28 protein-coding genes and 1 pseudogene are annotated in these 26,668 nt (G+C 70.0%); 19 read left to right on the forward strand and 10 right to left on the reverse strand.

The features are described 5' to 3' along the window. Positions 1-9 precede the first annotated feature (9 nt). The 4 genes from rimI (at position 10) to JHY01_RS05150 (ending at position 2,581) form a co-directional block, all read left to right on the forward strand. Positions 10-456 (forward strand): ribosomal protein S18-alanine N-acetyltransferase, encoded by a 447-nt coding sequence (gene rimI, locus JHY01_RS05135; protein WP_205324530.1) that lies wholly within the window; start codon positions 10-12, stop codon positions 454-456. Further along, positions 453-1,511: a tRNA (adenosine(37)-N6)-threonylcarbamoyltransferase complex transferase subunit TsaD gene (gene tsaD / locus JHY01_RS05140; RefSeq protein ID WP_307814254.1), complete on the forward strand. Its 1,059-nt coding sequence runs from the start codon at positions 453-455 to the stop codon at positions 1,509-1,511. Before rimI ends, tsaD begins: the two co-directional genes overlap by 4 nt. Positions 1,512-1,620: 109 nt before the next feature. Next, positions 1,621-1,836, forward strand: coding sequence for a hypothetical protein (locus tag JHY01_RS05145; RefSeq protein WP_205324531.1), 216 nt, complete (start codon positions 1,621-1,623; stop codon positions 1,834-1,836). Between the two features lie 139 nt (positions 1,837-1,975). Further along, on the forward strand, positions 1,976-2,581 hold the full coding sequence (locus JHY01_RS05150; RefSeq protein WP_205324532.1) for a TetR/AcrR family transcriptional regulator: 606 nt from the start codon (positions 1,976-1,978) through the stop codon (positions 2,579-2,581). Here the strand turns inward: JHY01_RS05150 and JHY01_RS05155 are convergent. After that, positions 2,574-3,383, reverse strand: a pseudogene (locus JHY01_RS05155) (MFS transporter); the annotation flags it as partial. The gene JHY01_RS05150 and the pseudogene JHY01_RS05155 overlap by 8 nt on opposite strands. Positions 3,384-3,588: 205 nt before the next feature. Here JHY01_RS05155 and JHY01_RS05160 point away from each other — a divergent pair. The 8 genes from JHY01_RS05160 to JHY01_RS05195 all read left to right on the forward strand — a co-directional run bounded on the left by JHY01_RS05160 (position 3,589) and on the right by JHY01_RS05195 (position 9,710). Beyond that, positions 3,589-4,167, forward strand: coding sequence for a DUF664 domain-containing protein (locus JHY01_RS05160; protein ID WP_205324534.1), 579 nt, complete (start codon positions 3,589-3,591; stop codon positions 4,165-4,167). A 71-nt stretch (positions 4,168-4,238) separates the two neighbouring features. Then, positions 4,239-5,186 carry a phosphotransferase gene (locus tag JHY01_RS05165; RefSeq protein WP_205324535.1) on the forward strand — a complete coding sequence of 316 codons (948 nt, stop codon included), beginning with the start codon at positions 4,239-4,241 and terminating at the stop codon, positions 5,184-5,186. 78 nt (positions 5,187-5,264) lie between these two features. Further along, on the forward strand, positions 5,265-6,728 hold the full coding sequence (locus tag JHY01_RS05170) for a serine hydrolase (RefSeq protein WP_205324536.1): 1,464 nt from the start codon (positions 5,265-5,267) through the stop codon (positions 6,726-6,728). After that, positions 6,725-7,711: a sensor histidine kinase gene (locus tag JHY01_RS05175; protein ID WP_205324537.1), complete on the forward strand. Its 987-nt coding sequence runs from the start codon at positions 6,725-6,727 to the stop codon at positions 7,709-7,711. The genes JHY01_RS05170 and JHY01_RS05175 overlap by 4 nt, the downstream gene beginning before the upstream one ends. Then, positions 7,708-8,361: a response regulator transcription factor gene (locus tag JHY01_RS05180; RefSeq protein WP_205324656.1), complete on the forward strand. Its 654-nt coding sequence runs from the start codon at positions 7,708-7,710 to the stop codon at positions 8,359-8,361. The genes JHY01_RS05175 and JHY01_RS05180 overlap by 4 nt, the downstream gene beginning before the upstream one ends. Before the next feature lie 56 nt (positions 8,362-8,417). Further along, positions 8,418-8,726: a hypothetical protein gene (locus JHY01_RS05185; protein WP_205324538.1), complete on the forward strand. Its 309-nt coding sequence runs from the start codon at positions 8,418-8,420 to the stop codon at positions 8,724-8,726. 133 nt (positions 8,727-8,859) lie between these two features. Beyond that, positions 8,860-9,543, forward strand: a complete 684-nt coding sequence (locus JHY01_RS05190; RefSeq protein ID WP_205324539.1) for a hypothetical protein — start codon at positions 8,860-8,862, stop codon at positions 9,541-9,543. Next, positions 9,540-9,710, forward strand: coding sequence for a hypothetical protein (locus tag JHY01_RS05195; protein ID WP_205324540.1), 171 nt, complete (start codon positions 9,540-9,542; stop codon positions 9,708-9,710). Before JHY01_RS05190 ends, JHY01_RS05195 begins: the two co-directional genes overlap by 4 nt. On the opposite strand, the gene JHY01_RS05200 is transcribed toward JHY01_RS05195, so the two are convergent. The 5 genes from JHY01_RS05200 to JHY01_RS05220 form a co-directional block, all read right to left on the reverse strand. Continuing rightward, positions 9,707-10,060: a hypothetical protein gene (locus tag JHY01_RS05200; protein WP_205324541.1), complete on the reverse strand. Its 354-nt coding sequence runs from the start codon at positions 10,058-10,060 to the stop codon at positions 9,707-9,709. The two genes, JHY01_RS05195 and JHY01_RS05200, sit on opposite strands and share 4 nt — an antisense overlap. A 46-nt stretch (positions 10,061-10,106) precedes the next feature. Next, positions 10,107-10,844 carry a class I SAM-dependent methyltransferase gene (locus tag JHY01_RS05205; RefSeq protein ID WP_205324542.1) on the reverse strand — a complete coding sequence of 246 codons (738 nt, stop codon included), beginning with the start codon at positions 10,842-10,844 and terminating at the stop codon, positions 10,107-10,109. Positions 10,845-10,899: 55 nt separating this feature from the next. Continuing rightward, the gene (locus tag JHY01_RS05210; protein WP_205324543.1) at positions 10,900-11,559 is read right to left on the reverse strand and encodes a DUF402 domain-containing protein; all 660 of its coding nucleotides are present in this window, start codon (positions 11,557-11,559) and stop codon (positions 10,900-10,902) included. Between the two features lie 129 nt (positions 11,560-11,688). After that, positions 11,689-12,480: a phosphotransferase gene (locus tag JHY01_RS05215; RefSeq protein ID WP_205324544.1), complete on the reverse strand. Its 792-nt coding sequence runs from the start codon at positions 12,478-12,480 to the stop codon at positions 11,689-11,691. After that, positions 12,473-12,961: an 8-oxo-dGTP diphosphatase gene (locus tag JHY01_RS05220; protein WP_205324545.1), complete on the reverse strand. Its 489-nt coding sequence runs from the start codon at positions 12,959-12,961 to the stop codon at positions 12,473-12,475. Before JHY01_RS05220 ends, JHY01_RS05215 begins: the two co-directional genes overlap by 8 nt. 66 nt (positions 12,962-13,027) lie before the next feature. On the opposite strand from JHY01_RS05220, the gene JHY01_RS05225 reads away from it, so the two are divergent. The 3 genes from JHY01_RS05225 (at position 13,028) to JHY01_RS05235 (ending at position 17,530) form a co-directional block, all read left to right on the forward strand. Next, complete coding sequence (locus JHY01_RS05225; protein ID WP_205324546.1) at positions 13,028-13,954, forward strand: aminoglycoside phosphotransferase family protein; 927 nt, start codon at positions 13,028-13,030, stop codon at positions 13,952-13,954. Positions 13,955-15,833: 1,879 nt separating this feature from the next. Continuing rightward, entirely contained in the window at positions 15,834-16,865 is a 1,032-nt protein-coding gene (locus JHY01_RS05230; RefSeq protein ID WP_205324547.1) for an endonuclease/exonuclease/phosphatase family protein, read from the forward strand. Between the two features lie 98 nt (positions 16,866-16,963). After that, entirely contained in the window at positions 16,964-17,530 is a 567-nt protein-coding gene (locus tag JHY01_RS05235) for a dihydrofolate reductase family protein (RefSeq protein WP_205324548.1), read from the forward strand. Positions 17,531-17,616: 86 nt separating this feature from the next. Here JHY01_RS05235 and JHY01_RS05240 read toward each other — a convergent pair whose 3' ends face one another. The 3 genes from JHY01_RS05240 to JHY01_RS05250 form a co-directional block, all read right to left on the reverse strand. Continuing rightward, the gene (locus JHY01_RS05240; RefSeq protein WP_205324549.1) at positions 17,617-18,117 is read right to left on the reverse strand and encodes a GNAT family N-acetyltransferase; all 501 of its coding nucleotides are present in this window, start codon (positions 18,115-18,117) and stop codon (positions 17,617-17,619) included. Between the two features lie 126 nt (positions 18,118-18,243). After that, entirely contained in the window at positions 18,244-19,224 is a 981-nt protein-coding gene (locus tag JHY01_RS05245) for an LD-carboxypeptidase (RefSeq protein WP_205324550.1), read from the reverse strand. An 85-nt stretch (positions 19,225-19,309) separates the two neighbouring features. Next, positions 19,310-20,422, reverse strand: coding sequence for a hypothetical protein (locus tag JHY01_RS05250; RefSeq protein WP_205324551.1), 1,113 nt, complete (start codon positions 20,420-20,422; stop codon positions 19,310-19,312). Positions 20,423-20,518: 96 nt separating this feature from the next. On the opposite strand from JHY01_RS05250, the gene JHY01_RS05255 reads away from it, so the two are divergent. From JHY01_RS05255 to JHY01_RS05265, 3 genes are all read left to right on the forward strand, one after another. Beyond that, a complete protein-coding gene (locus tag JHY01_RS05255; RefSeq protein ID WP_205324552.1) occupies positions 20,519-21,097 on the forward strand; it encodes a histidine phosphatase family protein in 579 nt (192 codons plus the stop codon). Between the two features lie 113 nt (positions 21,098-21,210). Beyond that, a complete protein-coding gene (locus JHY01_RS05260) occupies positions 21,211-23,490 on the forward strand; it encodes a glycoside hydrolase domain-containing protein (protein WP_205324553.1) in 2,280 nt (759 codons plus the stop codon). Beyond that, positions 23,487-24,824: a glycosyltransferase gene (locus tag JHY01_RS05265; protein ID WP_205324554.1), complete on the forward strand. Its 1,338-nt coding sequence runs from the start codon at positions 23,487-23,489 to the stop codon at positions 24,822-24,824. The genes JHY01_RS05260 and JHY01_RS05265 overlap by 4 nt, the downstream gene beginning before the upstream one ends. Here JHY01_RS05265 and JHY01_RS05270 read toward each other — a convergent pair. Next, positions 24,817-25,269 carry a class I SAM-dependent methyltransferase gene (locus tag JHY01_RS05270; protein ID WP_205324555.1) on the reverse strand — a complete coding sequence of 151 codons (453 nt, stop codon included), beginning with the start codon at positions 25,267-25,269 and terminating at the stop codon, positions 24,817-24,819. The genes JHY01_RS05265 and JHY01_RS05270 overlap by 8 nt on opposite strands. 107 nt (positions 25,270-25,376) lie before the next feature. Here JHY01_RS05270 and JHY01_RS05275 point away from each other — a divergent pair, with 107 nt between their 5' ends. Continuing rightward, the gene (locus JHY01_RS05275; RefSeq protein ID WP_205324556.1) at positions 25,377-26,531 is read left to right on the forward strand and encodes a right-handed parallel beta-helix repeat-containing protein; all 1,155 of its coding nucleotides are present in this window, start codon (positions 25,377-25,379) and stop codon (positions 26,529-26,531) included. Positions 26,532-26,668 lie beyond the last annotated feature (137 nt).

Here is a 26,668-nt window from a genome sequence, read left to right on the forward strand (position 1 = left end):
CTTGATGCGATGAACGACTTGCGGATCGACCGGTTGCGCTGGTGGCACCTGCCCGCCGTCGCCGAGATGGAGATCGCGATCTTCGAGGCCGAGGCCTGGAGCGAGGGCCTGCTGTGGACCGAGCTCTCGGCCGGGAACGACTACCGCGCGGTCTTCGACGGCGATCGCATCGTCGGCTACGCGGGCACCGCGTTGCACGGCACTGAGCTGTGGATCAACAACATCGCCGTCGCCCCGGACGCCCGCCGCCGGGGCGTGGCGCAGATGCTCATGGACGATCTGATCGAGCGCGCGCGGGCGCATGACGTGAAGTCGGTGTACCTGGAGGTCGCGGTCGACAACGTCCCGGCCCAGCGCCTGTACGACCGGTACGGTTTCTACGGCGTCGGGGTGCGCAAGAACTACTACCAGCACACCGGCACGGATGCCGCCGTGATGAGGATGGACCTGCTGTGAAGAACAACCCTGTGGTGATGGGCATCGAGACCTCGTGCGACGAGACCGGTGTCGGGATCGTGCGCGGCCACGAGCTGCTGGCCGACGCCGTCGCGTCGTCGGTCGACGAGCACGCCCGCTTCGGCGGGGTCGTCCCGGAGGTCGCCAGCCGCGCGCACCTGGAGGCCATGGTGCCGACGGTGCAGCGCGCGCTCGACGACGCCGGGCTCACCTTGAACGACCTCGACGGCATCGCCGTCACCGCCGGTCCGGGCCTCGCCGGGGCGCTCATGGTCGGTGTGGGCGCGGCGAAGGCCTACTCGCTCGCCACCGGCGTCCCGCTCTACGGCGTCAACCATTTGAGCGCGCACATCGCCGTGGACACCTTGGAGAACGGCCCGATCCCGGAGCCGGCGATCGGCCTGCTCGTCTCGGGCGGCCACTCCTCGATCATGATGGTCGAGGACCTCGCCGGGAAGGTGACGCAGCTCGGCGCGAGCATCGACGATGCCGCTGGCGAGGCGTTCGACAAGGTCGCGCGCCTGCTCGGGTTGCCCTTCCCCGGCGGCCCGTACATCGACAAGGCCGCGAAGGAGGGCGACCGCGCGTTCGTGCGGTTCCCGCGCGGGCTCACCGCCGCGAAGGACATGGAGCGCCACCGCTACGACTTCTCCTTCTCGGGCCTGAAGACCGCCGTCGCCCGCTGGATCGAAGCCCAACGGGCCGAAGGCAACAACGTCCCCGTGAACGACGTGGCCGCCGCGTTCCAGGAGGCGGTCTGCGACGTCCTCACGCAGAAGGCGATCCTCGCGGCGAAGGAGCACGGCGTCGGCACGATCCTCCTCGGCGGCGGCGTGGCCGCGAACTCGCGCCTGCGCACCCTCGCGGTGGAGCGCGCCGAGGACGCCGGGATCACGCTGCGCTACCCGCGGCCGAAGCTGTGCACCGACAACGGCGCCATGGTCGCCGCCCTCGGCTCGCACCTGGTCACGGCCGGTGTCGCCCCGTCCGTGATCGACTTCCCCGCGAACTCCTCGATGGACGTCGAGGTCGTGAGCCTCGCCAACCGCCTCTAAGACCGTCGGGGCCGCGACCGGTTCGGCCGCTCTGCTCGCACGGCGGACGCCGACGAGGTAGAGGACCGACCCGACCACCGCGAGGATCCACGGCGAGGGCAGCAGGATCATGGTGTCGACCACGGTCCAGGCGAGGACCGCCCAGCCGAGGAACGCGGGCGGCACGATCCCGCGCCGGTCCATCCACAGCACCGTGAAGCCCAGTGTCAGCAGCGGCACGCCGAAGCCGCCGACGCTGAGCCAGTACGCGGCCATCGCCGGGCTCATCGCGATCACGCCCTCGTCCGGCCGCCACAGGTCACCGCTGAACCACGCGGCGGCGTGATCCGGCGCGACCAGCGCGAGGCTGAGCAGCGTGTGCCCGATGCCGAGGAAGACGAAGATCCATCCGGCCCATTTGACCATGCCGACTCCTAATTACGGAACTGATAGTTTCGATACTCTTGGTTCCGTATCCTAGAGCCATGTCGGAACCGAAGCAACCCGTGGGCCGCCCCCGCGACAGCCAGATCGATCACGCCATCGCCAGCGCCACAAGGGCGATCCTGTCCGAAGACGGCTACGGCAAACTCACGATGGACGCCGTCGCCTCCCGGGCGGGCATCGGGAAGGCCGCGATCTACCGGCGGTTCGCGACCAAGCAGGAGATGATCTTCGCGGCCACCGTGCATGACATGGAGGAGCAGCCGCCGCCCGATTCGGGTTCGCTGCACGGCGATCTGGAGGCGATCTGCGAGGTCATCGCGAGTCAGCTCGCGACGGCGCCTCCCGCTGTGCTGCATGGTCTTCTGGCCGACATCCACCGCGACTCGTCGCTGGGGGCGCGGTTCACGAGCACGTTCATCGAGCGCGAGCGGTTCGTGATCGACACCGTGCTCGCGCGGGCCGTCGAACGCGGGGAGCTGGCGGCGGCGCCCGACACCGGGATCGTGCACGCCCTGCTGCTGGGGCCGATCTTCTACTGGCTGCTGATCCTCATCGGCGAACGTGGCAAGCTGCCCGACCTGGTGCGGACGACGGCCGCCGCGGTCGCCGGCGCGTTGGCCGCTACCGCACCGCCGTCCCGGTGAGCACACGGCGGCCGGGCACCGCCAGCCCCAGTGCCGCCGCGACCAGGACCCCGGCGAACGATCCGGCGCCGAACAGCACGAGGACGACCGGTACCCACAGGTCGCCGAGCCCGGCGGTCTCGGTGACGACGGGCGCGATGTACGTGAACGCGCCGAACGTCGCCGCGTTCACCAACGCACCCAAGGCCATCACCAGGATCAATCGGGGTCGGCGGAGCGCGTTGAGCTCGGTGCGCAGCAGCGGACCCTCCGCGCCGCGGGTCGCCGGGACGCCGCGGCGGACGCCGAGCGCAGCGGGCAGGCACAGCAGTGCGACCGCCCAGAACGTGGCGCGCCAGCCGAGGAACGCACCGAGCAGCGCCCCGCCGGGGACCCCTGCGACGACGGCGATCGTCGTGCCGCCCAGCAGGACCGAGAGCGCGCGGCCCTTCCGGTCGGGCGCGACCAGCGCGGCGGTCGCGGTGAGCGCGACGGCGAGGAACCCGGCGTTCGCGAACGCCGCGACGATCCGGGTCGTGAACAGGACCGCGAAGCTGTGGGTGACCGCGCCGATGACGTGCGCGGTCAGGAACAGGCCGAGGAACGCGATCAGGCTCGAGCGCGCGGGGCGGTTGCGGGCGAGCGCAGCGACGAGCGGGGCGCCGACGGCCATGCCGACGGCGAACGCGGAGGTGAGCAGGCCGGCGGTGGCGACGGTGACGCCGAGGTCGGCCGCCAGGTCCGGCAGGAGGCCGGCGAGCATGAATTCGGAGGTGCCCATGGCGAAGACCGCCAGGGCGAGCAGATATACGGGAAGCGGCATCGGATGGTTCCGTGGTGTCGAACGTTCGGTTGGGACGTCTCGTCACCGCGGCCAGCGGCCTGCCTGGGCTAGGGGGCTGGCGGGTGACCGGCAGCCCCTGCCGTGTCCGATTCCGGATTCACCATGCCGGGACTCTATGCGGGCGGGCCGCGCGGACGCAACGCGTTTCCACCGGAGTGTCGTGAGGTCGGTCTACGGTGTCGGCATGACTGCGAACGACTACTGGTGGGAGCCGCCCCTGGCGGGGACCGACGAGGCGCATCTGGTCGGGGCGCTCGACCGGCTGCGGGCGACCTTCCGTTGGAAGACCGACGGGCTCGACGCGGCGGGGTTGAACACGCGGATCGGGGCGTCGGCGCTGACGTTGGGCGGGTTGCTGAAGCACCTTGCGCGGGTTGAGGACGTGACGTTCAACTGGAAGCTGCGCGGGCGCGCGCCCGGCCCGGACTGGGACGAGAGCCTGCTCGACGACACCGATGAGTGGGAGTTCACGTCGGCGGCCGAGGACTCGCCCGAGTTCCTGTACGACCTGTGGGACGGGGCGGTCGCGCGCTCCCGCGAGCGGCTCGCCGCGGTCCTGGAGGAGGGCGGTCTCGACCAGCCCGCGCATCTGGAGTGGCCCGGGCGGGGTCATCTGAGTGTGCGCCGGGTGGTGTTCGACCTGGTGGAGGAGTACGGCCGCCACACCGGTCACGCCGATCTGATCCGCGAAGCGGTCGACGGGCTTGCAGGCGAGGACCCGCCGGCGGGCTGGCGCCCGGTGAGCGGATCGGGCAGAGCGTAGCCGTCGTCGATCGTCACCGTCCCACCGCTTAACCGCTTGATCACCGGTCACTTCTCCGGAATGCTGACCGGATGAGCGGCAACCCGAACCGGCCGAACGGCGAACTCCGGCTCGACCTCTCCGTCTTCCTGGCCCGCTTCGGCCTTGTGGCCCTCGGCGAAGCGGAGCCGCTGCTCGGCGGCGAGGACAACATCAACGCTCGCGTCGCGACCGACCGCGGCGATGTCGTCGTCCGCGAGTACGTCCGCTCGGCACCCGGCAAGGTCGCGGCGGAACTCGCCCTCGTCACGCATCTCGCGGGCAGCGGCTTCCCGACCCCCGCCCCGTTCACGGCCGACAGCGGCGAACCGTTCGCGCTGGTCGCGGGCAAGCCGATCGCGGTGTTCCCCTTCGCCTCCGGCGAAGTCCCTCCCGCCATGACGCGCGACCTCGCCGAACGGTCCGGCACGCTCCTGGCCCGGATGCACACGGCCGCGACCGGTTGGGCCGACGACCGCATCCCCGTCACCGACCGCCTGGGCATCCTCCGATCCGCGACGACCGCCGACGTCGATCTCGCCGGAGCCGACCGATGGCGCGAGGAGATCCGCGACTTCCTCGACCGCCACGCCGAGGCCCTGGACCTCCTCGCCGAGCAGCCCTCGGGCCCGCTCCACCACGACCTCCACCGCCGGAACCTCCTCGTCGACGACGACCGGATCACCGCCGTGCTCGACTTCGACGAGCTCAACCACGGCCCGCTGATCCTCGACCTCGCCCGGCTCCTCCACTACGCCGCGCTCGAGCAGCCGGACCGCGGGCTCCCGTCCGCCGTCGCCGAGGCCGCGCTCACGGGCTACCAGAAGGTCCGGCCCCTCACGCTCGACGAACTCGAGCTCCTCCCGGTCGCCTTCGACCTCGCGGGCCTCGTCGACGCGACCGGATTCATCGTGTGGGCCGCCCCTCACCTGGAGGTCCGCCACGTCGAGGAGTGCCACAGCTGGCTCGCCTACCTCGCCAACCGCGACGCCTCCCACTGACCACCCCTGACTTTCGTCAGGGGTGATTCCGGAAATTCGGCCGAAGGCAGCGGCCTCGAAAGTCCATAGCCTTCGAACATGCACCCGATCGAACCGAAGCACCCCGCGAGATCCCGACTCACCGAGGCCATCACCGCCGCGGGGATCGCCTTGGCCGCCTTCACCTTCGCCGCTCCGGCCGCCTCCGCCGCGCCAGCGGCCGAGCTGACCCCCGAGTCGATCGACGCCTACATGAGCGACCTCTACGAGGCCTCCCGCGTGCCCGGCCTCGCGGTCGTCGTCACCCGCGACGACGAAGTGCTCCACACCGCCGGATACGGCCACGATTCGAACGGCGACGACATCACCGAGGACACCCCGTTCCGCGTCGCCTCCGTCTCGAAATCGTTCACCGCGATGGCCGTCATGATCCTGGCCGAGGAAGGCCGGATCGCCCTCGACGGGCCCGTCGTCGACCAGCTCCCCGGTTTCGACATGGCCGACGAGCGAGTCGACGAGGTCACCGTCCGGCACCTCCTGAACCAGACCTCCGGGTTCTCGGACACCACGATCGACGTCGTCGAACTCGAAGACGCCGCCTCCCTCGAGGACTACGTCGCCCGCCTCGCGGACGACTCGCTCGCCGCCGACCCCGGCTCCGACTGGGCGTACGCCAACCCCAACTTCAACGTCGCCGCCCGCCTCGTCGAGGTCGCGAGCGGCGAGCCCTTCGGAACGTTCATGGAGGAGCGCGTCTTCGCCCCGCTCGGCATGGAGCACAGCGCCACCCGAGACGAGACCGTCGAACCCGGCCTCGGCTACAACCATCTCTTCGGCCTCTGGATCCCCCGCGGCACCGCGGCGGACGGCATGCTCGACGACTCGGGCTCGGGCGGCGTCATCACCACCGCCGCCGACATGGGCCGCTGGCTCATCACCCAGAACGGCCAAGGCGCCCAACTGGTCTCCGAAGCGGGCCTGGCCGAGATGCACACGCCGTCCGCAGTCCAGGACTACGGCATGGGCTGGGGCGTCGAACCCGACGGCACGCTCGTGCACTCCGGGAACCTCATGTCCTACAACGCGGTCGAATGGATCGACCCCGAGAGCGGCCATGGCATCGCGGTCCTCACCAACGGCGCCGGCATGACCGACGTGGCCTACTCGGCGATGGAAGGACTGGCCGCCATGGCCAAAGGCGAAGCGCCCGACAAGCCGAACGGCGACGGACTGATCCAGATCGCCCTCGCCGCGCTCACCGCCGTCGCGATCGCCCTCGGCGCCGCCGGCGTCATCCGGTCCCGCCGCTGGGCCGAGAAGCACCACGGCCGATCGGTCTGGCGGATGGGCCTCCGCCTCGTCCCCGTCCTCCTCCCCGCGACCCTGTTCCTGTCCTATCCGACCCTGGTCTCGCTCATCTCGAACGGACGCACGGTCACCTGGCCGTCGGTGTGCTACTTCGCGCTGCCGCTCACGCTCATGCTGCTCGTAGCGGCCCTGGCCGGCACGGCGACGGCGATCGCGCGCCTGCTCCGACTCCGATCGGTAGGCTCGGCCGCATGAGAAACGGGGCGCTGCTGGCGGTCATCGCGCTGGCCGGACTGGTCGACGGAGTGGCGACGTTCGCGCTGCCGATGTCGCGTCAGGCGCTCCTGATCCTGGTCGCCGCCGCGGCCTACCTCCACGGTTGGCGACTGACGGTCCGCTACGGCTGGTGGATCCTGGGGGCGGTCGCGGGTCTGGGCGCACTGCTCGGCCTCGCCTCCGCCCGCGACCCGTTCAACACCCTGCTCACGTTCGGTTCGTTCGTGGTGCTGCCCTGGCTGATCGGACGCTTCCGGCGGCAGCAGACGGCACTGGTCGCCGCCGCGGCCGACCGCGTCACGCGACTCGAACGCGAAAAGGAGCTGGTCGCGGCGCGGGCCAGGGCCCAGGAGCGGGCACGGATCGCGACTGACATGCACGACTCGCTCGGCCACGAACTCGCCCTGATCGCCCTTCGAGCCGGAGCCCTCGAACTCGCTCCGGACCTGACCGACGACGACCGCGAGGCGGCCGCCGCCCTGCGGCGCAACGCGGTCGACGCGACCGATCGACTCCGCCAGACCATCGGCATCCTCCGCGACGAGCCGGCCCCGGCGGCACCGCTCGACGAGTCCATCGAAGCCCTGATCGGGCGCGCCGCCGAAGCCGGCATGCGCGTCACGCTGGGATCCGACGCCGTGCCGCTCCCGCCGCTGGCGGCGAGGACCGTGCACCGGGTGGTCCAAGAAGCCCTGACGAACGCGGCGAGATACGCCCCGGGCGCGGAGGTGAAGGTCGGCATCGAAGTCGCCGACTCGATCGCCACCGTGTCGGTCCGCAACAGCGGCAGGCGCATCGAGATCCCTTCGGGCAAAGGCAGCGGCCTGGTCGGCCTGGAGGAACGGGTCCGGCTCCTGGGCGGCGCCTTCAAGGCAGGGCCGATGGAAGGCGGCTTCGAAGTCCGGGCCGAAGTGCCGCTTGAGAACGCGACGATCGACGCGACATGGCAGGGGAACCGATGATCCGCGTGCTGCTCGCCGACGACGAGGCGATGATCCGGGCCGGAGTCGCGGCCATCCTCGCCACCGACCCCGGCATCGAGGTCGTCGCCGAAGCGGGCGACGGCGCCGAAGCCGTGGAACTCGCCCGCGCGCACCGCCCGGACGTCGCGATGCTCGACATCCGCATGCCGAAACTGGACGGCCTGGCCGCCGCGGCCGAACTCCGCCGGGTGATGCCCGAGGTCGCGGTGGTCGTGCTGACCACCTTCGACGAAGACGCGTATGTGGCCCAAGCGCTCTCGCAGGGCGCGAGCGGCTTCATGCTGAAGGCCGCCGACCCGCGCGAACTGATCATCGGCGTGAAGGCGGTCGCCGAGGGCGCCGCCTACCTCTCACCGCGAATCGCCCAGCGGGTGATCTCCCGGCTCGACAACGCCAGGCTCGAACGCGCCGCGCCGGCGCGAAAACGCATCGACTCGCTCACCCCGCGCGAGCGAGACGTACTGGCCCTCATAGGAAAAGGGGAATCGAACCACGACATCGCCAAACAACTGCACGTTTCCGAGGGCACGGTGAAGAACCATGTGACGACCATTCTCACGCGCCTCGAAGCGAAGAACCGCGTCCAAGCCGCGATCACGGCATACGAGGCGGGCCTGGTGGACGGCTGACCCGGCCGTGGCTCGCCCGGGACCGGTCCCGGTCGGACCCGCTTACGGTCGAGCGCATGTCGTTCATCAACGCGCTGCAATGGCGCTCCCCCGCCGCAGCCGCCCTGCTCGCGATGCTCGTCCTGGCCGGCTGCGCCGCCGGTGTCGACGACGACCCGGACGCCGAGAGCAACCCGAGAGCCGACGACTCCAGCGGCGCTGCGACCATCGCCGAACCCGAACCGTCGGCGGAACCGCCGCCAACGGCTCCGGCACGACCTGCCACGGCCCGGTCGAAGGCGACCCTCCCGCGCCGCGACCCGCAGCAGGCGAAGTCGCCCTCGAACTCATGCACGTCACCGACGGCACCGCGATCATCCGGCTGACCGTGGGCTAGTACCGCGGCGTGCGAGCGCCGACTAGCATCACGACACCGGCATTCGCCCACACCCTGACACCCGCCGGTGCCCAGGCGCGAGCACGGGCCGCCTGCACGCCCCCGAACCATGGATTTGCGATATGAGCGCACACTCTCGCAGTGAGACCGCCGTCCACGAGCGGATCCGCCCCTGCGACCTCGCCCTCTTCCTCGTCACGTTCGCGTTCCTCGTCGCCTTGCCGTGGATGCTGGTGAGCGCCGGGAGCGAGCCCGCCGAGTACCGCGACCAGCGGTCGAACACCACGTTCACCGTTCCAGACTGGCTCGGCCTGCTCGCGTTCTTCGTCCCGTTCCTCGTGTGGCCCGGGATGAAGGCCTGGAATCTGCTCGCGAAACCCGCCGCGGCGACGCTCGGACCGGGCGGCATGCGCCTCTACGACGACATCCGCGGGTCGTACGCCCGCGAGGGCAGGAAGACCGTGAATCTCTCCTGGAGTGAAGTCCAGCGGATCGTCCTGTGGCGCAAGCGCGTGCGCTGGCTCGGGTGCATCCCGGGCTGGACCTCGCAGGTCGGGGTCGAGAAGCGGGGCGACCGGCACGAGGTCAGTCGCCGCGAGCCCACCGCCGAGGAGCGGAGCAGCCCCGGCCACCGCCCCGACGGTTCCCCGATCCGCCTGAGCGCCGAACTGCACTCGCGCAGCGTCCGGCTTGGACCGGCCGCGTTCAAGGAAGTCGCGCGGGCCGCCGCGCGGTACGCGCCGCAGGTCGAGGTCGTCGACGAGCGCGTGCACGGCGACCGCCGCATCCTCCGAAGCGGCCCGTGATCTGGTCGACGGACGCGCTCGGGCACCCGGACTGGCATGAGTTCCAAAGACTTCCCCGCGTGCTCCTCGGCGCCCGCCGGAAGGCACTGATCCGTCTGAAGTCTCGGGGCATCCTCTCCTACGGCGACTTCAGGGGCTTCGACAACGCACCCCTCGATGCCGCCTAAGCCTTGGTGGCCCGACTCAAGCAGACGATGTGGTCCTTGCCGTCGGCTTCGACGACGCTGTAGGTCGACCAGCCGTCGACGCGCTCCCGGCAGTAGTCCGCTTCCCAGTCCTCGGAGTCGCTCAGGGACTCCGGGACGGGATTCGACGTGATGACGGCGTACGCGGCGAACATCGAATCGCAGGAGTCGACGGTCAAGTACTTGTCGCCTAGGTACCGGGCCACGCAGGTGCTGGGGCTGGCTTCGGCGATCTGGTTGGCGGCGAACAGGAACGCCGTTCCGACGATTCCTGCGAGTCCGAGCGCGCCGAGGGAGAGGAGGGCGACTCTGCGTTTGCGAGGGGGTTTCACCGCCTGCATGCTACTTTGGCGGCGAACCGCCCCGCCTCGCCGATCCCTAGTCGACGAGCCGATAGACCGACACGTGATAGGGCGAGTCGGCGGTGAACTCGCCGCCCTGCCAATCGGCGTGGCGGGCTTCGAGCTCGAAGCCCGCGAGCCGCGCCATGAGGTCCAGCTCGGACGGCCAGATGTACCGGTGCGGGGTGCGGTCGAGACGGGCCCGCCGGGCCTCGTTGAAGGTGAAGTGGTGGGAGACCACGTGCTGGCTGAGGGTGTCGTACGTGTCGAGCAGGATGTATCCGTCCTCGACGACGCCGACCGTCGCCTTGCGCCCCTCCGGGAGCGCGCGCAGTTCGGGCACCCACAGCTCGATCACGAACCGTCCGCCCGGAACGAGATGCCGGGCCGCGTTCCGGAAGCACTCGACCTGCTGGTCCTGGGTGAGCAGGTTCGATATGGTGTTGAACACCAGATAGACCAGGTGGAAGTCACCGGGGGCCCGGACGCTGGTCATGTCGCCTTCGCTCACCGGGAGCACCGATTCGTCCACTTTGGTGCGAAGCTGCGCGATCATGTCGGGCGACAACTCGATCCCGGTCACCGGCACTCCGCGCTCGGCGAGCGGCACACCCACCCGCCCCGTGCCGATCGCGAACTCGAGGGCGCTGCCGCCTTCGGCGAGCTCGGCAAGCCGATCGACGGTCGGGTCGAGGACCGACGGCGCGAACATGCCCCTGCCGGGGGTGTCGTACCTGCGGGCCGCCTCGGCGTCCCAGATGTCATTGGATTCCATCACCACAGGCTTCCGCAGGCAGCCACCCTTGTCGAGCGGTTTGCAGCGCCGGACGCTACAGCGCGGCCAATGCGGGGGGCGGCATCGAACCGCGCCGGTCCCAATTCGGCGAGAGCAGCGTCGGCTCCCACGCAGGGTCCGGCTTGAAATCGGTCAACGTGCCGTCGAACGGATACTTCCCGGCCTCGACCGACGCGATGGCGCGTTCGCCCTCGGCGCGGATCGCGGCCGCCTCGTCCTCCGTCCAGTAGTCGGGGTGGCCGGTGCGCTCCGCGAACTCGTCCTCGTCCTTCCAGCGCCACTGCCGATCCGGCGTCACCCAGATGTCGAGCACCAGGTCGCTCATGTCGAGCCCGCCCGCCCAACGCTGTGAGGGCGTCTCGAGATTCACGTACCAGCCGAAGAACGCGCCGGCGGCGTCGAAGAACCACCAGACCGAATGCGAGGCCCCGGGCGGCGTCAGGCAGAGGACGTTGGTGCCGGTCCATTGGTGGGGTGCGAGCATCGTCGGCACCTCGGCCAGTTCCGCGACGCTGAACCGGCGCACCCGCTCCCCGGCCAGGGTGGTCCGCCACATGACCTGCGAGCCGGCCGACGTCCACGTCAACACGCCCCGGTCGTCGTCGGCGATCACCCTCACCGCGACCGCCGAGGTAACCCGGCCGTCGGTGTGGATATCCCTGCGGACGACCGTCTGCCCGATCTGAAAGCTCATGGCCCCCAGCGTAGACAGCGATACTCTGGGGCCGAACATGGTCGGGCCCGGTGCCATGAGCACCGACCGACAGCCGGGAGGCTCCTTGACCGCCTTCGATGGGGCGATTCGGCGAAGGACACGACGACCTCAGCGGCCCTTGGGATCCGGGCCCAACAAGGTGTCTCGGTACGCCGCCAGTCTCGCCGCTGCTGCCATGAAGCCTCGATCGTGGCGTTCGTGACGCTGGGCCTCGAATCGGGGGTCGCCGGCCTGGATGCGTTGCCGAAGGAACGTTCCGGTCGAGTGCAGGCGCAGGATGGCGTCGTCCACGACGTCCTCCGGGTCGAGTCCGCCGTAGGACTCGCAGAGAAGGGCGAGTCGGGCGCGGCGGTCCGGTGGGCTGTCCCAGCCCCAGCTGGAGATGTCGTCGCCCAGATGGAACGGAACGAACTGGTGCGCAAGGTAGGCCATGTCCCAGGATCGGGTCATGGGCCCGGCCGCGTCCCAGTCGATGATGCCCGCTACTTCGGTGCCGCCGAAGACGATGTTCCATGGGGCGAGGTCGCCGTGGCCGATGATCTCCGGGTCGCCGACCGGTCGGCAGGTCTCGAGCGGATGCCATTCGTAGGCTTGGTGACCGGCGAAGGACGCCGAGAGGTCGTGAATCGCGCGGGCGGCTCGCGCCACCGAGACGAGCGCGCCCTCGGACCGCAGCTCCTCCGTCAGCGGGGGATAGCCGGTGACGCCCGGGATATAGGAGAGTCGCTCGTGCGCTTCGGAGGCTTCGAGTACTCGAGGCGTCAACGTGCATCCCTTGGCCTCGAAATGCCGGAGCAGCGCACGGGGACCGGAATTGTCGGCGGTGGGGTGTCGCACCACGGTGTCGCCCTCGCGGTGTGCGTTGGCGAACCGGCCTCGCGCCATTGCATCTTCATGCATGAGTTATCCGACTCGTGGCCACGGTCTCGCAGTCGTCGGCGAACACGAACTCCGCTTGAATCCGCTGGCCGGCCAGTGCCTGCGGGAGCCAGTACTGGTTGTCGTCCCACATGTTCTGGACCGGCAGGTCGTCGATCGGGTACCAGCGCGGGGCGATCTCTTCGGTTTCTCGTGCGTCGCCGGAGAACCGGTCGCCGACGAACACCGCGACCTGCATGTCCCAGGCGGGCTTGACTGGGAACCGGAACGTCACGTTCGCGATCTCGCGGAGATCGCCGACGGCCACGATGAGGCCCGATTCTTCGGCGGTCTCACGAGCGGCGGCTTGGACCGGGGTCTCGTCCGGTTCCACGTGTCCGCCGAGTCCGACGACCTTGCCGGTACCGAAGCCAAGCTTCTTTCGACGCCCGAGCAGGACTTCCCGTCGCCCGTCCGGAGCGCGGCGGGTGAGGAGGCACAGGCACATGGGCGTCAAGGTCATACGGCATTCTTGCAGGCCCGCGACAATCCGGTTGCCCGGTAATCGGTTCCGTCCTAGCCTGCGGTGATGTGGAAACCCATGATCGACGCCGGCCTGGTCCGAGAACGCATCGCCGAGGAGATCGGCCCGGTCACCGCTTGGGAGGCCATCACCGAGGGGGAGAACTCGCAGGCCTACAGCGCCGTCGTCGGCGGCCGGGAGGTCGTCGTCCGGGTGAATCTCAGGCGCGAGGGCTTCGATCTGGACGCCTGGGCGGGTGCGCTGCGGCTCGGCGACGGCGTTGCGGTTCCCGAGGTGATCGCCATCGGCGCGATCGATCAGGCGTGGTGCTGCACCAGCACTCGCCTTCCTGGGACGAGGCTCTGCGATCTCGACATGTCGGCGGTCGCCGCGGCGGCGCCCGCCATCGCCGAGGCGCTTCACCGGATCAGTGACATGCCGTTGACCGGTGTCAGCGGTTTCGGGGGCATCGACCCGTCGACGGGCAACGGCCGCAGCCCTTCTTGGGCGGGTGCGGTCGCGTGGGGCGTCCCGCGATCCTGGTCGGCGATCGCCGACCGCGCCGATCGGGCGTTCCTCGAGAGCCTGGCGGCAGGGGTTCTCGCCGAGGTCGAGGCGCTTCCGGACTTCAGTGATCTCGTGCACGGCGATCCCAGTGCCGACAACCTGATCGTCGGAGAGGACGGCACGATCGGCGTGATCGACTGGGAGGGCGCGATGATCGGCGACCCGCTCTGGGACCTGGCCTACCAGTTGTTCTGGAGTCGCGCTTGGCCGGTCATGGCTCCGCAGGCGCGCGCCGCGGCGGCGGCCGATTTCACGTCGGAGGCCTTGAACCGGCTGCGCTGCTACATGCTCGTCGCAGGGCTGCGGTCGGCTTCCTTCTACCTCAGCGGGACTCGCGGACCCGAACTCGACCTGATGATCGACCAGCTCCGAGCCATACCCGAGGCGCCGAAAGCGATTGCGGAGCTTCTGCCGCATGCGAACTGAATCTCCACCGCAGGGTGCGCTCGAGGACTTCCCTGCTATCGGCGAACCTCAACTGCTCGACGGCCCGCAGGGGAGACGTGACAAGTCGACGCCGCGGTGCTGAAGCCGGCGAGCTTCGCTGTGGAGGTCCGATGGCGGGCTTCGACCCTCGACAGGGTTCCTGACACCGATCTGGTTCGGATCGCCCGCCCACTGCATTCCAGGGGTGGGCGCCGGTTTGCCGCCGTGTCCCCCGCGGGGTCGGTTCTTGGTCAGGGTTCGAGCAGTCAGCGACGGAGGGGTGGGTGGCGGGGTCGGCGGGGTGGCGCGCCTCGGGTCGGATTCGTTTGGGACGCAGTCGATCAGGCTGGGCGTGGGGGTGGTGAACATGAGGAGGTTCTCCACCTGTGGGTGATGACAGTCGGGGGCTGTATGAGGGACAATTGAGGTACGTACAGGGACAGGAAACTGGTACAGGTGTCGGGGTAGGTGTAAGCAGACTACGACAAGCCTCTGGCCGATCCGACAAACCGACTTGTTTCGAGGCGACGACCCCGCAAGCCAGGGTGCTCCTCCACTGGAGGCGTCCGATCTCACCCCCGTGCCATCGCCCGCAGCTGTCCGCGCCCCCGACGGGCCGTGACTGGGTGGACGATCCTAGTTGGGATCACCCCAACCAGAAGGCGATGCCGTACCGACGGCATACGCGATCCGAGCACGACCCGCCAGCGTCAGCGGTGAGGCCACACCGAGCGAATAGAGGACTCGGTACGGCGACACCGCAAGCACGTCCATGGCGAGCACCACCCCGTCCCGGCAGCGCCGCGCCCGCAAGCCCGCGCGACTGCAGGACGGATCCCAGGAACGGCAAGCGATCCTCGGGAGGCGAACCCGCCACCGGCATCCACCCGGAAGACCACCGGGAGGCCGCACCACTCCAGCAGGGCCGGCAGGCACCAGCACCCGCCCCCGGCAGGAACGGTGCGCGACCAGGCGAAAGCCGAAGGGCCGGAACCGGAAGCCGAAGCAGGGTCAGCAGGGCCAGCGAGGGAAGCAAGTAGAGCACCGGGAAGGAGGCGACCAGGCGCATGAGGACCACGACCATGCACATGAGCACGAGCACGAGCACGAGCACGAGCACGATCATGTCCGGGCCGATCCCGTCGACCGGCGGCTCCCTCGTCGCCGACCACCCAGTCGCTGCGGCATCGGGGCGGACCCACCCGGCCCGGCCGGAAGCGACCACCGGCCCCGCTTCGGCGACACACCGCCGGAGCCTCGCCTACCCTTCCCTCGCTGCCGGTTTGCGCCTCGCTCCAAAGACGACCCCAGCCCCGGAGACGGAGCCTTAGGTGCTACCTCGCGTTTCCGTCGCTGCCAGTTCGAACCGGGGTTGAATCGCCGCCCGGCCCCGGAGACGGAGCTTTAGGGGTTACCCCGCGTTTCCGTCGCTGCCCGGTTGAACCCGGGTCGAATCACCGCCCGACCCGGACACGGACCCGCATTTTCTTCTCGCTGCATCCGTCGTTGCCGGATTGAAGCTCGCCCCAGACGTCGGCCGATCTCGGTCACGCGCCTCGAGGCGAACTTCATCGTTCCCTAGTAGACACTCGCCACGTCGGGCAGATCAATGCCGATGCGGGGCAGTGCACTCAAGTCAAGGGTCATCAGGTAGTCCTTCGGGATCCCGCAGCCGTCGCGAGCCCACGCGACCTCCTCCGGCGGCAGCGCGGCCCGCGACCGAGGCGACGACCGGTGACGGCCCGTCGGCCCGGCGAAGCCCGATCGAGTCCCGCCAGAGCGCGCGCCACTCTGCGAGTTTGTCCGGTTCCATTGCTGCTCCAACAAGAACGGGGATTCGCGGTCAGGGTATGGCACGGCCGCAGTAGGCTCCCGGCGCATGAGCGATGCCACCGTGATGCTGAAGACCGTCGATCGTGAGGGCGGCTCCTCGAAGCGGCGGCCCTGGTACCGGTGGCGGTGGCTTCGGGTCCTGTCGTGGCTCGGGACGGCCGGGGCGCTCGCCTACGGGGCGGTCCGGATCTTCGGATTGGAGAGCGGGTTCCTCCTGGTCACGACCGTGGCGTTCGTTCCCTATTTCGTGGTCGCCGCGCTCGTCGGGGCGGGGTTGCAGGCGGCCATCCGGCACTGGCTCGCCGCGGGCGTCACCGCGGCCGTGGCGGTCGGGCTGGCGATCGTGCTCGTGCCTCGCGTCGTCGCCGACGACCAGCCCGCGGCGGGCGGGGCGGAGCTGACGGTCATGTCCGTCAATCTCTATGTGGGCAACGCGAACTTCGACTACATCATGGAACTGGTCGAGGAGCACCGGCCCGACCTGCTCAGCGTCCAGGAGTTGACGCCCGGTTCCCCCGACGCGTTCACCGAGCGGGGCCTCGACGAGCTCATGCCGTACTCGATCCTGGAACCGTACGACCTCGCGATCGGGACCGGCCTGTACTCGCGGTACCCCCTCGAGCGCATCGAGACCGTCGGGCGCGACGCGATCTTCTACCAGATCGCCGCCGAAGTCGACATGCCCGAAGGGACCGACGTCCGCTTCATGGCGGCCCACCCGGCCGCGCCCGCATCGGCCGAGCGGATCCCCTTGTGGGAAGAGGATTTCGAGCAGCTCCCGCGCCCCGACGACGGGCTGCCGTGGGTGCTCGCCGGGGACTTCAACGCCACCCTCGACCACGAGAACATGCGCGAGCTGCTCGACTCCGGGTACACGGACGCCGCCGAAGCCACCGGTGACGGACTCGACGCCACCTGGCAGCCGACCGTCGGCTACCTGAACGGCCTCGTCACGATCCCCGCCGTCACCCTCGACCACGTCATCGCCCAGGACGGCATCGAAGTGCTCGACTGGGAGGTCCTCGACAAGGACGGCAGCGACCACGCCCCGGTGGTGGCCCGCCTGCGGCTTCCCTGATCTTCGGAAGGGATTTCCGCTCTTGCGATGAATCCCGGCGGGCCGCCTCGTCATAGTGGGTGTAAGCAACAAGCGTTCACTACTGAAAGGGCGGCACCATGCGCCAGCTCATCGTCACCGCGTTCATCTCCCTCGACGGCGTCATGGAGGCCCCCGGCGGGGAGGCCGGCTACCGCAACACCGGCTGGACCTTCAAGGACATCGAGTTCGTGCCCGAGGCGTACGAGCTCAAGGAGCGCGAACAGGAGGAGGCCGGGGCGCTGCTGCTCGGCCGGAAGTCGTACGAGGCCTTCGCGCCCGTGTGGCCGACCATGGTCGACGAGTTCGCCGGGTACAACGCCATGCCCCGGTACGTGGTGTCCACGACCCTCGAGAAGGACGACGAGCGCTGGCCCGCCACGATCCTCCGCTCGATCGACGAGGTCGCGGCGCTGAAGGAGACCGAAGGCGGCCCCATCTCGGTCCACGGCAGCGCCACCCTCGGGCAGAGCCTCGCCGACGCCGGGCTCGTCGACCGCTACCACCTGCTGGTCTTCCCGAAGCTCCTCGGTGCGGGGAAGCGCCTGTTCAGCGAGGCCGACAAGGACGCGACACTGCTTGAGCTCGTCGAGCACGAGGTGTACAAGAACGGCATCCAGAAGCAGGTCTTCGACGTCGTCAAGTAGGCGCGGAACGGCAATGCCGTTTTACGGCTCGCAAGCTTCGCCGAGACCGGGCCGGAATCGCTTCCGGCCCATGGCGCTGCCCGGGGTCAGTCCTCGACGTGATGGTCCTTGGGGAGCGTCAAGCGCGCGCACGGAAGGGTAGCGCCGCTGATCTCCTGGGTCTTGCGTTCGCCGTCGGGGACGAAGCCGTAGCGCGTGTAGAAGCGGCGGCTGACCTCGTTGCCCTCGAGCTCCCACACCCGGACCGGCAGGAGCCCCTGCTCGGCGAGCCAGCGCTCGCCCTCGCGCATGAGGGCGCGGCCGGTGCCGCGGCCCCAGTGGTCGGGGTGGACGTAGAGCATGCGCACGTCTCCGGGGACGCCCGGGCCGGCGTCCTCCTCGTTCGCTTCGGTGCTGTCCCAGGTGAAGACGCCGAAGCCGATGACATACGGGCCCTTCTCTGCCACGAGGGTGAGTTCGAGGTACGGGGGCTCGGCGAGGTGCCGCACGTAGCGTTCGGAGGCCTCTTCGGGGAGCCCTGCGAGCACTTCGGCGTCGATCAGGCCGGCGTAGGCCGCGCGCCATGCGGCGGTGCGGACTTGAACCATCTCATCGGCGTCTGCGGGGGTAGCCGTTCGGATCCTCATGTCTACCAACCGTGCCCCAAGGTCCACAGGAAAGCAACCATTGGCGCGCGGTGAATTGTCGGAGCAACCCGTCTGTGCAAGAAACGTCTAGACGACGGGCGATTCCAGGAGCCGCAGCGTGCGGTCGGTCGCGTCCACCGCGGCCAGGGTGCCGATGGGCATCGGAAGGTTCGGCCCGGTGTGTCCGAAGTCGACTCCCGCAAGAATGGGGAAGTCGTAGTCGCCGAGGACGTCGAGCACGATGTCCTTGACCGCGAGCGGCCCGAACGAGGATTCGGGGGGAAGGTCGACATCGAGCGGAATGCCGACCACCATGGCGCCGATCCGGTCGAAGACGCCCTGCATCCGGAGCACGTGCAGCTGGTTCCAGACGTGGCCGAGGTTGCGGCCCACGTCCTCCCAGAAGTAGAGCGCGCCGTCCCAGGTCTCGGGGGCGAGCGCGTAGGGGGAGCACTGGACGTTGATGAGGCGGTCGAGCAGGCCGCCGACCAGGCGTCCGGTGGCCCGGCCGGGCTTCCATGTCTCCCAGGTGTTGTCGGCCGGGAGGTCCACCTGTTCGAGCTTGCCGGTGAGGAGGTCGCGGTAGAGGGCGCGCATCTCGTCGCGCCGCTGCGGGGTCGCGCCCTGCCAGGTGCCGCCGATCCCGGGCCCCGCGATGTCGGCGTGGAAGCCGATCAGGCCGGTCTGGGAGTGGAGGGCGAGGTGCAGCGCGGTGATGTCGCTGTAGCCGAGCAGCGGCTTGGGGTCGCGGCGGACCGCGTCGTAGTCGATGCGATCGAGGTAGGCGGTGGTCGCGTTGCCGCCGGTGAAGGAGATGATCGCGCGCACTTCGGGGTCGTTGAGGAGCGCGTTGAGTTCGGCGGCCTGCACCTGGGGCGGGGCGGCCCTCCAGTAATGGTGCTCGCCGGATTCGACGAGCGCGGTGCGACGGACGCGGAAGCCCATGGCTTTGAGCTCGGCGGCGCCCGCTTCGAGCTGGTCCCTGCGCTCGGGGAGCGCGGGACCGGAGAGGCCCGCGATGGCGATCGTGTCGCCGGGCTGCAGTCGCTTGGGCCGCAAGGGTTCCATCGGGTTCTGCCTCCATCGGGACGGGAGCGGGGCCGCCCACAGCCTACGACTGGAGGCGGCCGGGTGCAATGCCTGAGTGCAAGCGTTATCGGTGCGACGGGGCGGGCGCTTCGACGGCCGCCGCGGGTTCCGCCGGGACCGCCTTGCGCGCCTTGCCGACCGTCAGCGCGATCCCGGCCGCCGCGACGAGGATCGAGGCCGCGAACCCGGCCAGCGTCGCCGCGTCGGGGGCGATGAAGGACTGGCCGCGCACCGCCTGGACCACGGTGGTGGCGAAGATCCCCAGGTAGCCGAGCGAGAACCAGCGGATGATCGCGGCGCGGACGCGCTCGTCGCCGAGCCGACCGCGGATCGCCGCACTGCGCCTTGAAAGGAAGACCAGCAGCATCGCGAGGCCGATGAGCACCTGGATGCCGTGCAGGCCGATGAAGTGCGAGACGCGCATGTCGCCGCCGGTGGTGGACCAGCCGGTGAGGAACATGCCGTTGCCGTCGAGGTCGCCGACGCCGTGCCCGGCGTTGAGCGGGACCTCGTTCCCGTCGGCGTCCAACGCGGTGCGCTCGCCCTGGCCGCCCACGGTGACGATGAAGAACGCGGCGAACATGCCGAGGCTCGACAGGAGCAGACCCCAGCGGACGAGGGCCGTGACGGCCTTGTCGCCGATCCGCTGGAACAGCACGATCACCGCGATCACCAGGTTGGCCAGGAACATGACCGGCACGAACTGGAACGCGAGCTGCACGACCTGGTTGAACGGGTCCTCGGAGGCGTTGAAGTGGCTGTAGGTGCCCGCGGCGGCCGCCGCGACGATCACGCCGACCTCGGCCGCGCTAATCACGGCGAAGAGCGTGCCGAAGGCCCAGCCGGTGCGGCGCAGCTTCGTCATGTGGGAGAGGAGCCAGGCGAGGCTCAGGCAGTAGGTGAAGAAGGAGAAGCCGAACTTGAAGGCCTTGAGCCAGACGCTCTCGCCTTGGAGTGTGCGGTCGTCGAACGGGATCGCGAGCAGGGAGGCGAGCGCGACGACGCCGCAGGCGATGCCGAGGACGAGCAGCGGCCGGTGCCAGCGGCGCCCGCCCGTGGTCAGGGCGAGGCCGGACGCGGCGGCCCTCTCGGTCACGCGCCCGATGGCGCTGTTCTCGTCGGCGTGGCGGGGGCCGGCGGCGGGGCTGGCCTGCGCGGCTTCGAGGGTCTTGTCCATGGGTACGACGGTATTGGCGTTCGCGTTGCGGCACATTGACGTTGACCGCCGAATAAGAGGTAGGGCCAGCCTTACCCACGGCGATACCCTGCGGCGATGGGAATCGTGTACGTAGTGCAGCACGGCGAGAAGGAACGGGTGCAGGGCGATCCGGGGCTGACGGCGCGGGGCCGGGAGCAGGCGGCGCTGGCGGCGGAGTGGTTGCGGGACAAGGGTTTGCGGGCGGTGTACGCGAGTCCGCTGTTGCGAGCGCGGCAGACCGCCGAGGCGGTCGCGGCGGTGGCGGGCCTGCCGGTGCTGGTCGACGCGCGGGTGGCGGAGCGGATGAACTGGGACGGGAGTGTGCCGGCGGAGCGGTTCTTCGCGGACTGGTCGCGGGCGAGTGCGGACCGGGATTTCATTCCGGCAGTGGGGGATTCGTCGCGGGCGGCGGGCGCCCGGTTCCGTGAGTTCATTGCGGCGAACGAGACGGAGGGGCCGATCGCGGTGGCCTGCCACGGCGGAGTGACCGTGGACCTGCTGCGCACGCTGCTCGGCGACGAGGCGGTGCCGGAAGCGCTGCTATCGGACGGCGTGCCGTCGGGGGCGATCACCACGCTCGACGGCCTGCGGCCGGTGCTGATCGCCGCGACCGGGCACTTGGCCGGTTCGGAGACGGGGCACCGGCCGGGCTAGGGGCCTCACGGGGCGTTCGCTCCGATGATGTTTCGCATTGCGCAGCAGGGAATGCTAGACGAAGTGCGCGTGAACGCTTGCGCGTTCATCGGGCCGTAACGAGGATGTGACGCATGACCTCTAACCTCGTTCGAATATTGGACTCAGTAGACCCGTTCATCGGCACCGAGCCTGCCGATCTGCCCGCGGCACAGGGGCTGGCCGCGGCTTGGTGGTGGCCGAAGGCGCAGGTCGGGAACACCCACCCCGGCGCCTGCCACCCGCTCGGCATGGTCTCGGCCTGCGCCTGCTCCGGCGCCTACCCCACCGGTTACGGCCGCTACGGCATGTCCACCGAGGGCGCCCCCGCGCCCCTCTACGACGATTACCTGGCCAGCGGCTTCACCCACTTCCAGCAGTCCGGTACCGGCGCGATCCGCAAGTACTACAACTACTTCCGCGTCACCCCCATGATCGAGCCGCTCGACGCCCTCGGTACCCGCTGGAAGCTCCGCGACGAGGTCGCCGAGCCCGGCTACTACGCCGCGACCCTCGAGAACGGCATCCGCTGCGAACTCACCGTCGGCGAGAAGACCGCCGTCCACCGCTACACCTTCCCCGAGGCGTCCTCGGCCCGCGTCGTGCTCGACTTCTCGTACGGCGGCCTCGCGATCGAGCACGGCATCACCGTCCCGCTCCGCGCCGGCCTCGAGAGCCTCGGCCAGGGCTGCGCGCAGGGCACGGTGGTCATGGAGGGCATCCCGCTGTCCGTGTTCATCGACTCGGACACGCCGAAGGCCTGGCGCCAGCTCGTCTGGTACGACCGCCGCCGCGTCGACGGCGGCACCCGCCTCGACTTCGACTACATCCGCCGCACCACGCTGCGGCCCTTCGGCCTCATGTTCATGGGCCCGGCCCGCGCGGGCACCACGGTCGAGATCCGCATGGGCTTCTCCATGCGCGGCACCGAGCAGGCCCGCGCCAACCTCGAGGAGCACCTGCCCGGCGGTTTCGAGAACGGCTTCGAGCGCGTCCGCGCGCAGACCTATGACGCGTGGAGCGGCTACGCCTCCCAGGTCGAGGTCGACGGCGGCACCCCCGAACGGCGCACCGTGTTCGCCACGAGCCTCTACCACTCGCTCATCAAGCCGTGCTTCGCCGAGGACGAGAGCCCGTTCTGGCCTTCCAAGGGCCCGTTCGTGTTCGACATCGCGACCATGTGGGACATGTACAAGACCCAGTTCCCGCTGCTCACGGCCCTCGACCCGGTGAAGGGCGCGGCGATGCTCGAATCGCTCGTGCGCATCGCCGAGGAGGAGGGCAACCTCCCCATCGGCTACCGGATGGCGCGCGGCTCCGACCGGTTCTTCCGCCAGGCCTCGGCCCTCGCCCACACCGTGCTCGCCGACGGCTACCAGCTGGGTCTCGAAGGCCTGGAATGGGATTGGGCACTCGTCCACATGCAGGACGACCTGCGGCGCGGCTACGGCGAGGACTTCGCCGAGCGCGGCATCGTGCACCCGGTGAGCCACACGCTCGACCTCGCGACCGGCTACTGGTGCACCGCGATCGTCGCCCGCGGCCTCGGCGACCACCGGCTCGCCGACGAGCTCGAGGCGAAGTCGCGGGCGTGGACGAACGCGTTCGGCGGCGACGGGCTGCTGCGCGACTCGAGCTTCTACGAGGGCGGGCGCTGGAACTACTCGTTCCGGCTCCTGCACGACATGGCCGCCCGCATCAAGCTCGCGGGCGGCGACAAGGCGTTCACGGCGATCCTCGACCGCTTCTTCGGGTACGGGGCCGGGCCGGTCACGCAGCTCGGCGTCCCGCCCTTCGGCCCCGAGTTCGCGATCGGCCAGGACCTCAACCGCTTCGAGGGTCTCAACAACGAGCCGGACATGGAGGCCCCCTGGGCCTACCACTACGCGGGACGGCCCGACCGCACCGCCGAGGTCGTGCACGCCGCGCTCGCCTACCAGTTCGGGACCGGCCGCGGCGGCCTGCCCGGCAACGACGACTCCGGGGCGCTGTCCTCGTGGTACGTCTGGGCCTCCTTGGGGCTCTTCCCGGTCGCGGGCCAGAACCTGTTCCTGGTCAACGCGCCCGCGTTCGGCGGGGCGAGCCTCAATTTCGGCGGCAACGACTTCGAGCTGGTGACCACCGGCCACGTCGAGTCCGGCATCGGCGAGGACGCCGCCGGGTCCGCCGCGCAGTACGTCCAGTCGGCCCGCTTCAACGGCAAACCGCTGGACCACGGGTTCCTCACCGGCAACCAGCTGCACGGCGGCGGGCGGCTGGAGGTCGAGCTCGGACCCGAACCTTCCGACTGGGCGACGAAGATGCGCCCGCCGTCCGCCTCCGACCGGCACCCCGAGTGGCGGGGCGGGGCCCGACTCCAGGAGTACCTACCGTGACCCAGCAGCCCCGCGGCCAGCAGCAGCGCCGGACCGACCAGGCGGCCCAGCGGCGCCTCGTCATCGTGGTCCGCGCCGACCCGGTCATCTGCGGCCACGCCACGGAAGCGCGCGGCCTCGCCGAGGTCGCCCTCACCCGCGGCTTCGACGACGTGCGCATCGTGACGTGGCCGATCGAGGCGCTGCAGGCGGCGGGGCTGCCGCTCAAACCGCTCGACGAGCTCCTGCCGTATTCGCCGGGCATCACCGTGGAGCGGCCGGGACCGGTCGGGGACTACCGCGTCCCCACCGGCCGCCACCTCCTCGGCCTCGCCGGGCGGCTCTTCGAGCTGTTCACCGACGGCGTGCCCACGGTGTGCATGTCGATGTACCTGACCCCGCACGCGAACGCGGTCGCCGAGGCGCTGCGCTCGGTGCGCGCGTCGGGCTTGGACGCGGACGTCACGACGATCGCCGAGGCGGTGGGCTCGGACATCACGAACGTGGTGCGCTCGTGCATCGCGGAAGGCGCGATCGGTGCGGCCGCTTCACTGTTCACCGCATACCTGTCGCATGACCGGTGCGTGGCGGTCTCCGCGTACACGCGGGAGCTCATCCTCGAATCGGCCGCGCAGGTCGATCTCGCGTGCGGCACCAGGTTCGCCGACGAGGTGGCCGACCGCGTCGAGGTCTCCTACCCGGCCGTGGACGCCGGCGCGTACCTCGACCTCGATCCGTCCGCAGTGGACGCCGCACTCGCGGCGCGGGGTCTGACCCGCGACGGCTACATACTCTTCCTCTCCCGCGTCGCCGCCGCGAAGGGCGCGGACGACCTCATCGCCGCCTTCCGCGCGTCGGACGCGTCGAGCACGCACCGCCTCGTGATCGCCGGGAACGGCCCCGCGCAGGCCGAGACGAGGGCCCTCGCCGGGGACGACCCGCGCATCCTCTTCCTCACCGACGTCGGCGACGAGGAGAAGCCGCTGCTCATGAACGGCTGCGCCGCATACGCACTGCCGTCGAAGCCGCGCCCAGAGTTCGTCGAGACCTTCGGCATCGCCCTCGTCGAGAAGATGCTCGCGGGCGGCGGCCCGGTGATCACCACCCGCACCGGCGGCATCCCCGAAGCCGTGGGGGACACCGCGATCGAGGTCCCGCACGCCGACCCGGCGGCGCTCGCGGCCGCGCTCGACCGCGCGCTCGCGATGAGCCCGGCCGAACGGGAGGCCGCGACCGAGCGGGCCCGCGCGTACGCGATGCGCTTCGACCGCACCGCGGTCTTCGACAACCTCTTCGCCGGGCTGCTCGACGAGCCCGCCGGGCTCCCGGTCGACGCCCACGTCACCATCAGCTGACCGGCGAGGGCGGTTTGCGGTAGATCAGCACCGCGGTCTCGAACGACCGTCCGGCCTCGGGCGGCGCCTCGATGAGCCGCGCCCGCTCCACGAGCCCTGCCCCCCGCAGCAGCGCCGCGGTCCGCTCCACCGAGAGCCGCCAGGCCGGGGCCACCTTGTGGTCGAATGCCCAGCCCAGCTCCGAATCATCCAGGGACGCAAAGAACTCCAGGTAGAGGTATCCACCGGGAGCCAAGACCCGATGGAACTGCGCGAACGCCGCCGGAAGCGCCTGCGGCGGCAGGTGGATCACCGACATGCGCGAGACCGCGCCGCCGAGCGACCCGTCCGGCAGGTAGAGGAACGCTTGGCCCCCAAAGCATTGGCGCCACTCATGCCTCCGCACCCTATCCACTCCCGGCCACCGCTCGACCTGCTGGAACGCGCCGATCCCGAGGTTTCTCAAGAAATCTTCGGATTCGAGGCAACCTTCGCGGCGCCCGCGGCAACTAGATGACGGTGCGGCAACCCGGCTCCGTCGCACCCACCAACCACAATCAGTGAAAGGGCGTCATGTCCTCACCGAATAGCAAGAAGCGCAGGACGCGTGCGGCGATCGCGGTAGCGGTCGCCGCCGTGGCCGGCGCCACCGGCATCGGCCTGCAGTACGTCCTCGGCACCACGGAGGCGTCCGCCGCCGCCGATGTCGTGGTCGACACGAACGCCGAGCTCGAGGCCGCAGTCGCGGACGCGACGGCGGGCACGACGATCCGCGTCAAAGCGGGCACCTACTACCCGTCGGCCACCCTCAAGTCAAAGCACTCCGGTACCGCGAACGCGCGGATCACTCTGGAACCGTATGGGAACGGCGCCGTCATCGTCGACGGCTCGAAACTCCCCGACGGCGACTGGCTCGCCGGCATCTACGGCTCGTACTGGTACGTGCACGACATGACGTTCCAGAACTCCCCGGCGCACGGCTTCGTCGTCACCTCCTCCACCGGAGGCGTGTTCGACAACCTCGTCACCCGCTACAACGGCGACACCGGATTCAACCTCCGCGGCGAGAAGACCGTGAACAACCTGGTCGAAGACCTCGACTCGTACGGCAACTACGACGCGAGCGCCAACGGCGAGAACGCCGACGGCATCGCCGTCAAGTTCGGTTCGGGCACCGGCAACGTCATCCGCGGCGCCCGCCTCTACGAGAACGCCGACGACGGGCTCGACTTCTGGGCCTTCACCGGCTCGGTCCGCGTCGAGACCAACTGGGCCTGGGGCAACGGCTTCAACCGGTGGGACGACCCGGACTGGCAGGGCGACGGCAACGGCTTCAAGCTCGGCGGCAACGACGAATCGGTGGCCCACGTGGTCGTGAACAACGCGGCCTGGGGCAACCACGCCAACGGGTTCACCGAGAACTCGAACACCGGCAAGATGCAGATCTACAAGAACACCGCGTACGACAACGGCGGCTCCGGCTTCTGGTTCCAGACCGGCACCTCCCGCCTCGCCCGCAACCTGTCGGTCGACGGCGGCGCCGCGGACAAGATCGGTTCCAGGGCGGTCACGGCCGCGAACAGCTGGGACTCGGGCACCTCGGTCCCGTCGTTCAAGTCGACCGACGCGGCTCAGGCGACCAAGGCGCGCGCGAACGGCAAGCTTCCGGCGGTCTCGTTCCTGACCACCGGATCGACCGCCATAGGCGCGAGCATGACCTACCTGTGACGACGACAGGCACGAAAGGGACTCTCCCGCCATGGACGGTCACGGGCGCGGGGGCCGGGGGGGGCGCCGCCCCCCCCCCCCCGGGGGGGGGGGCCCCCGCGCGGCCCCCACACCCCGGGCGTGGCAAAAAATGTCTG

The organism is Glycomyces sp. YM15 (genome assembly GCF_016918015.1).
Taxonomy (GTDB): domain Bacteria; phylum Actinomycetota; class Actinomycetes; order Mycobacteriales; family Micromonosporaceae; genus Glycomyces.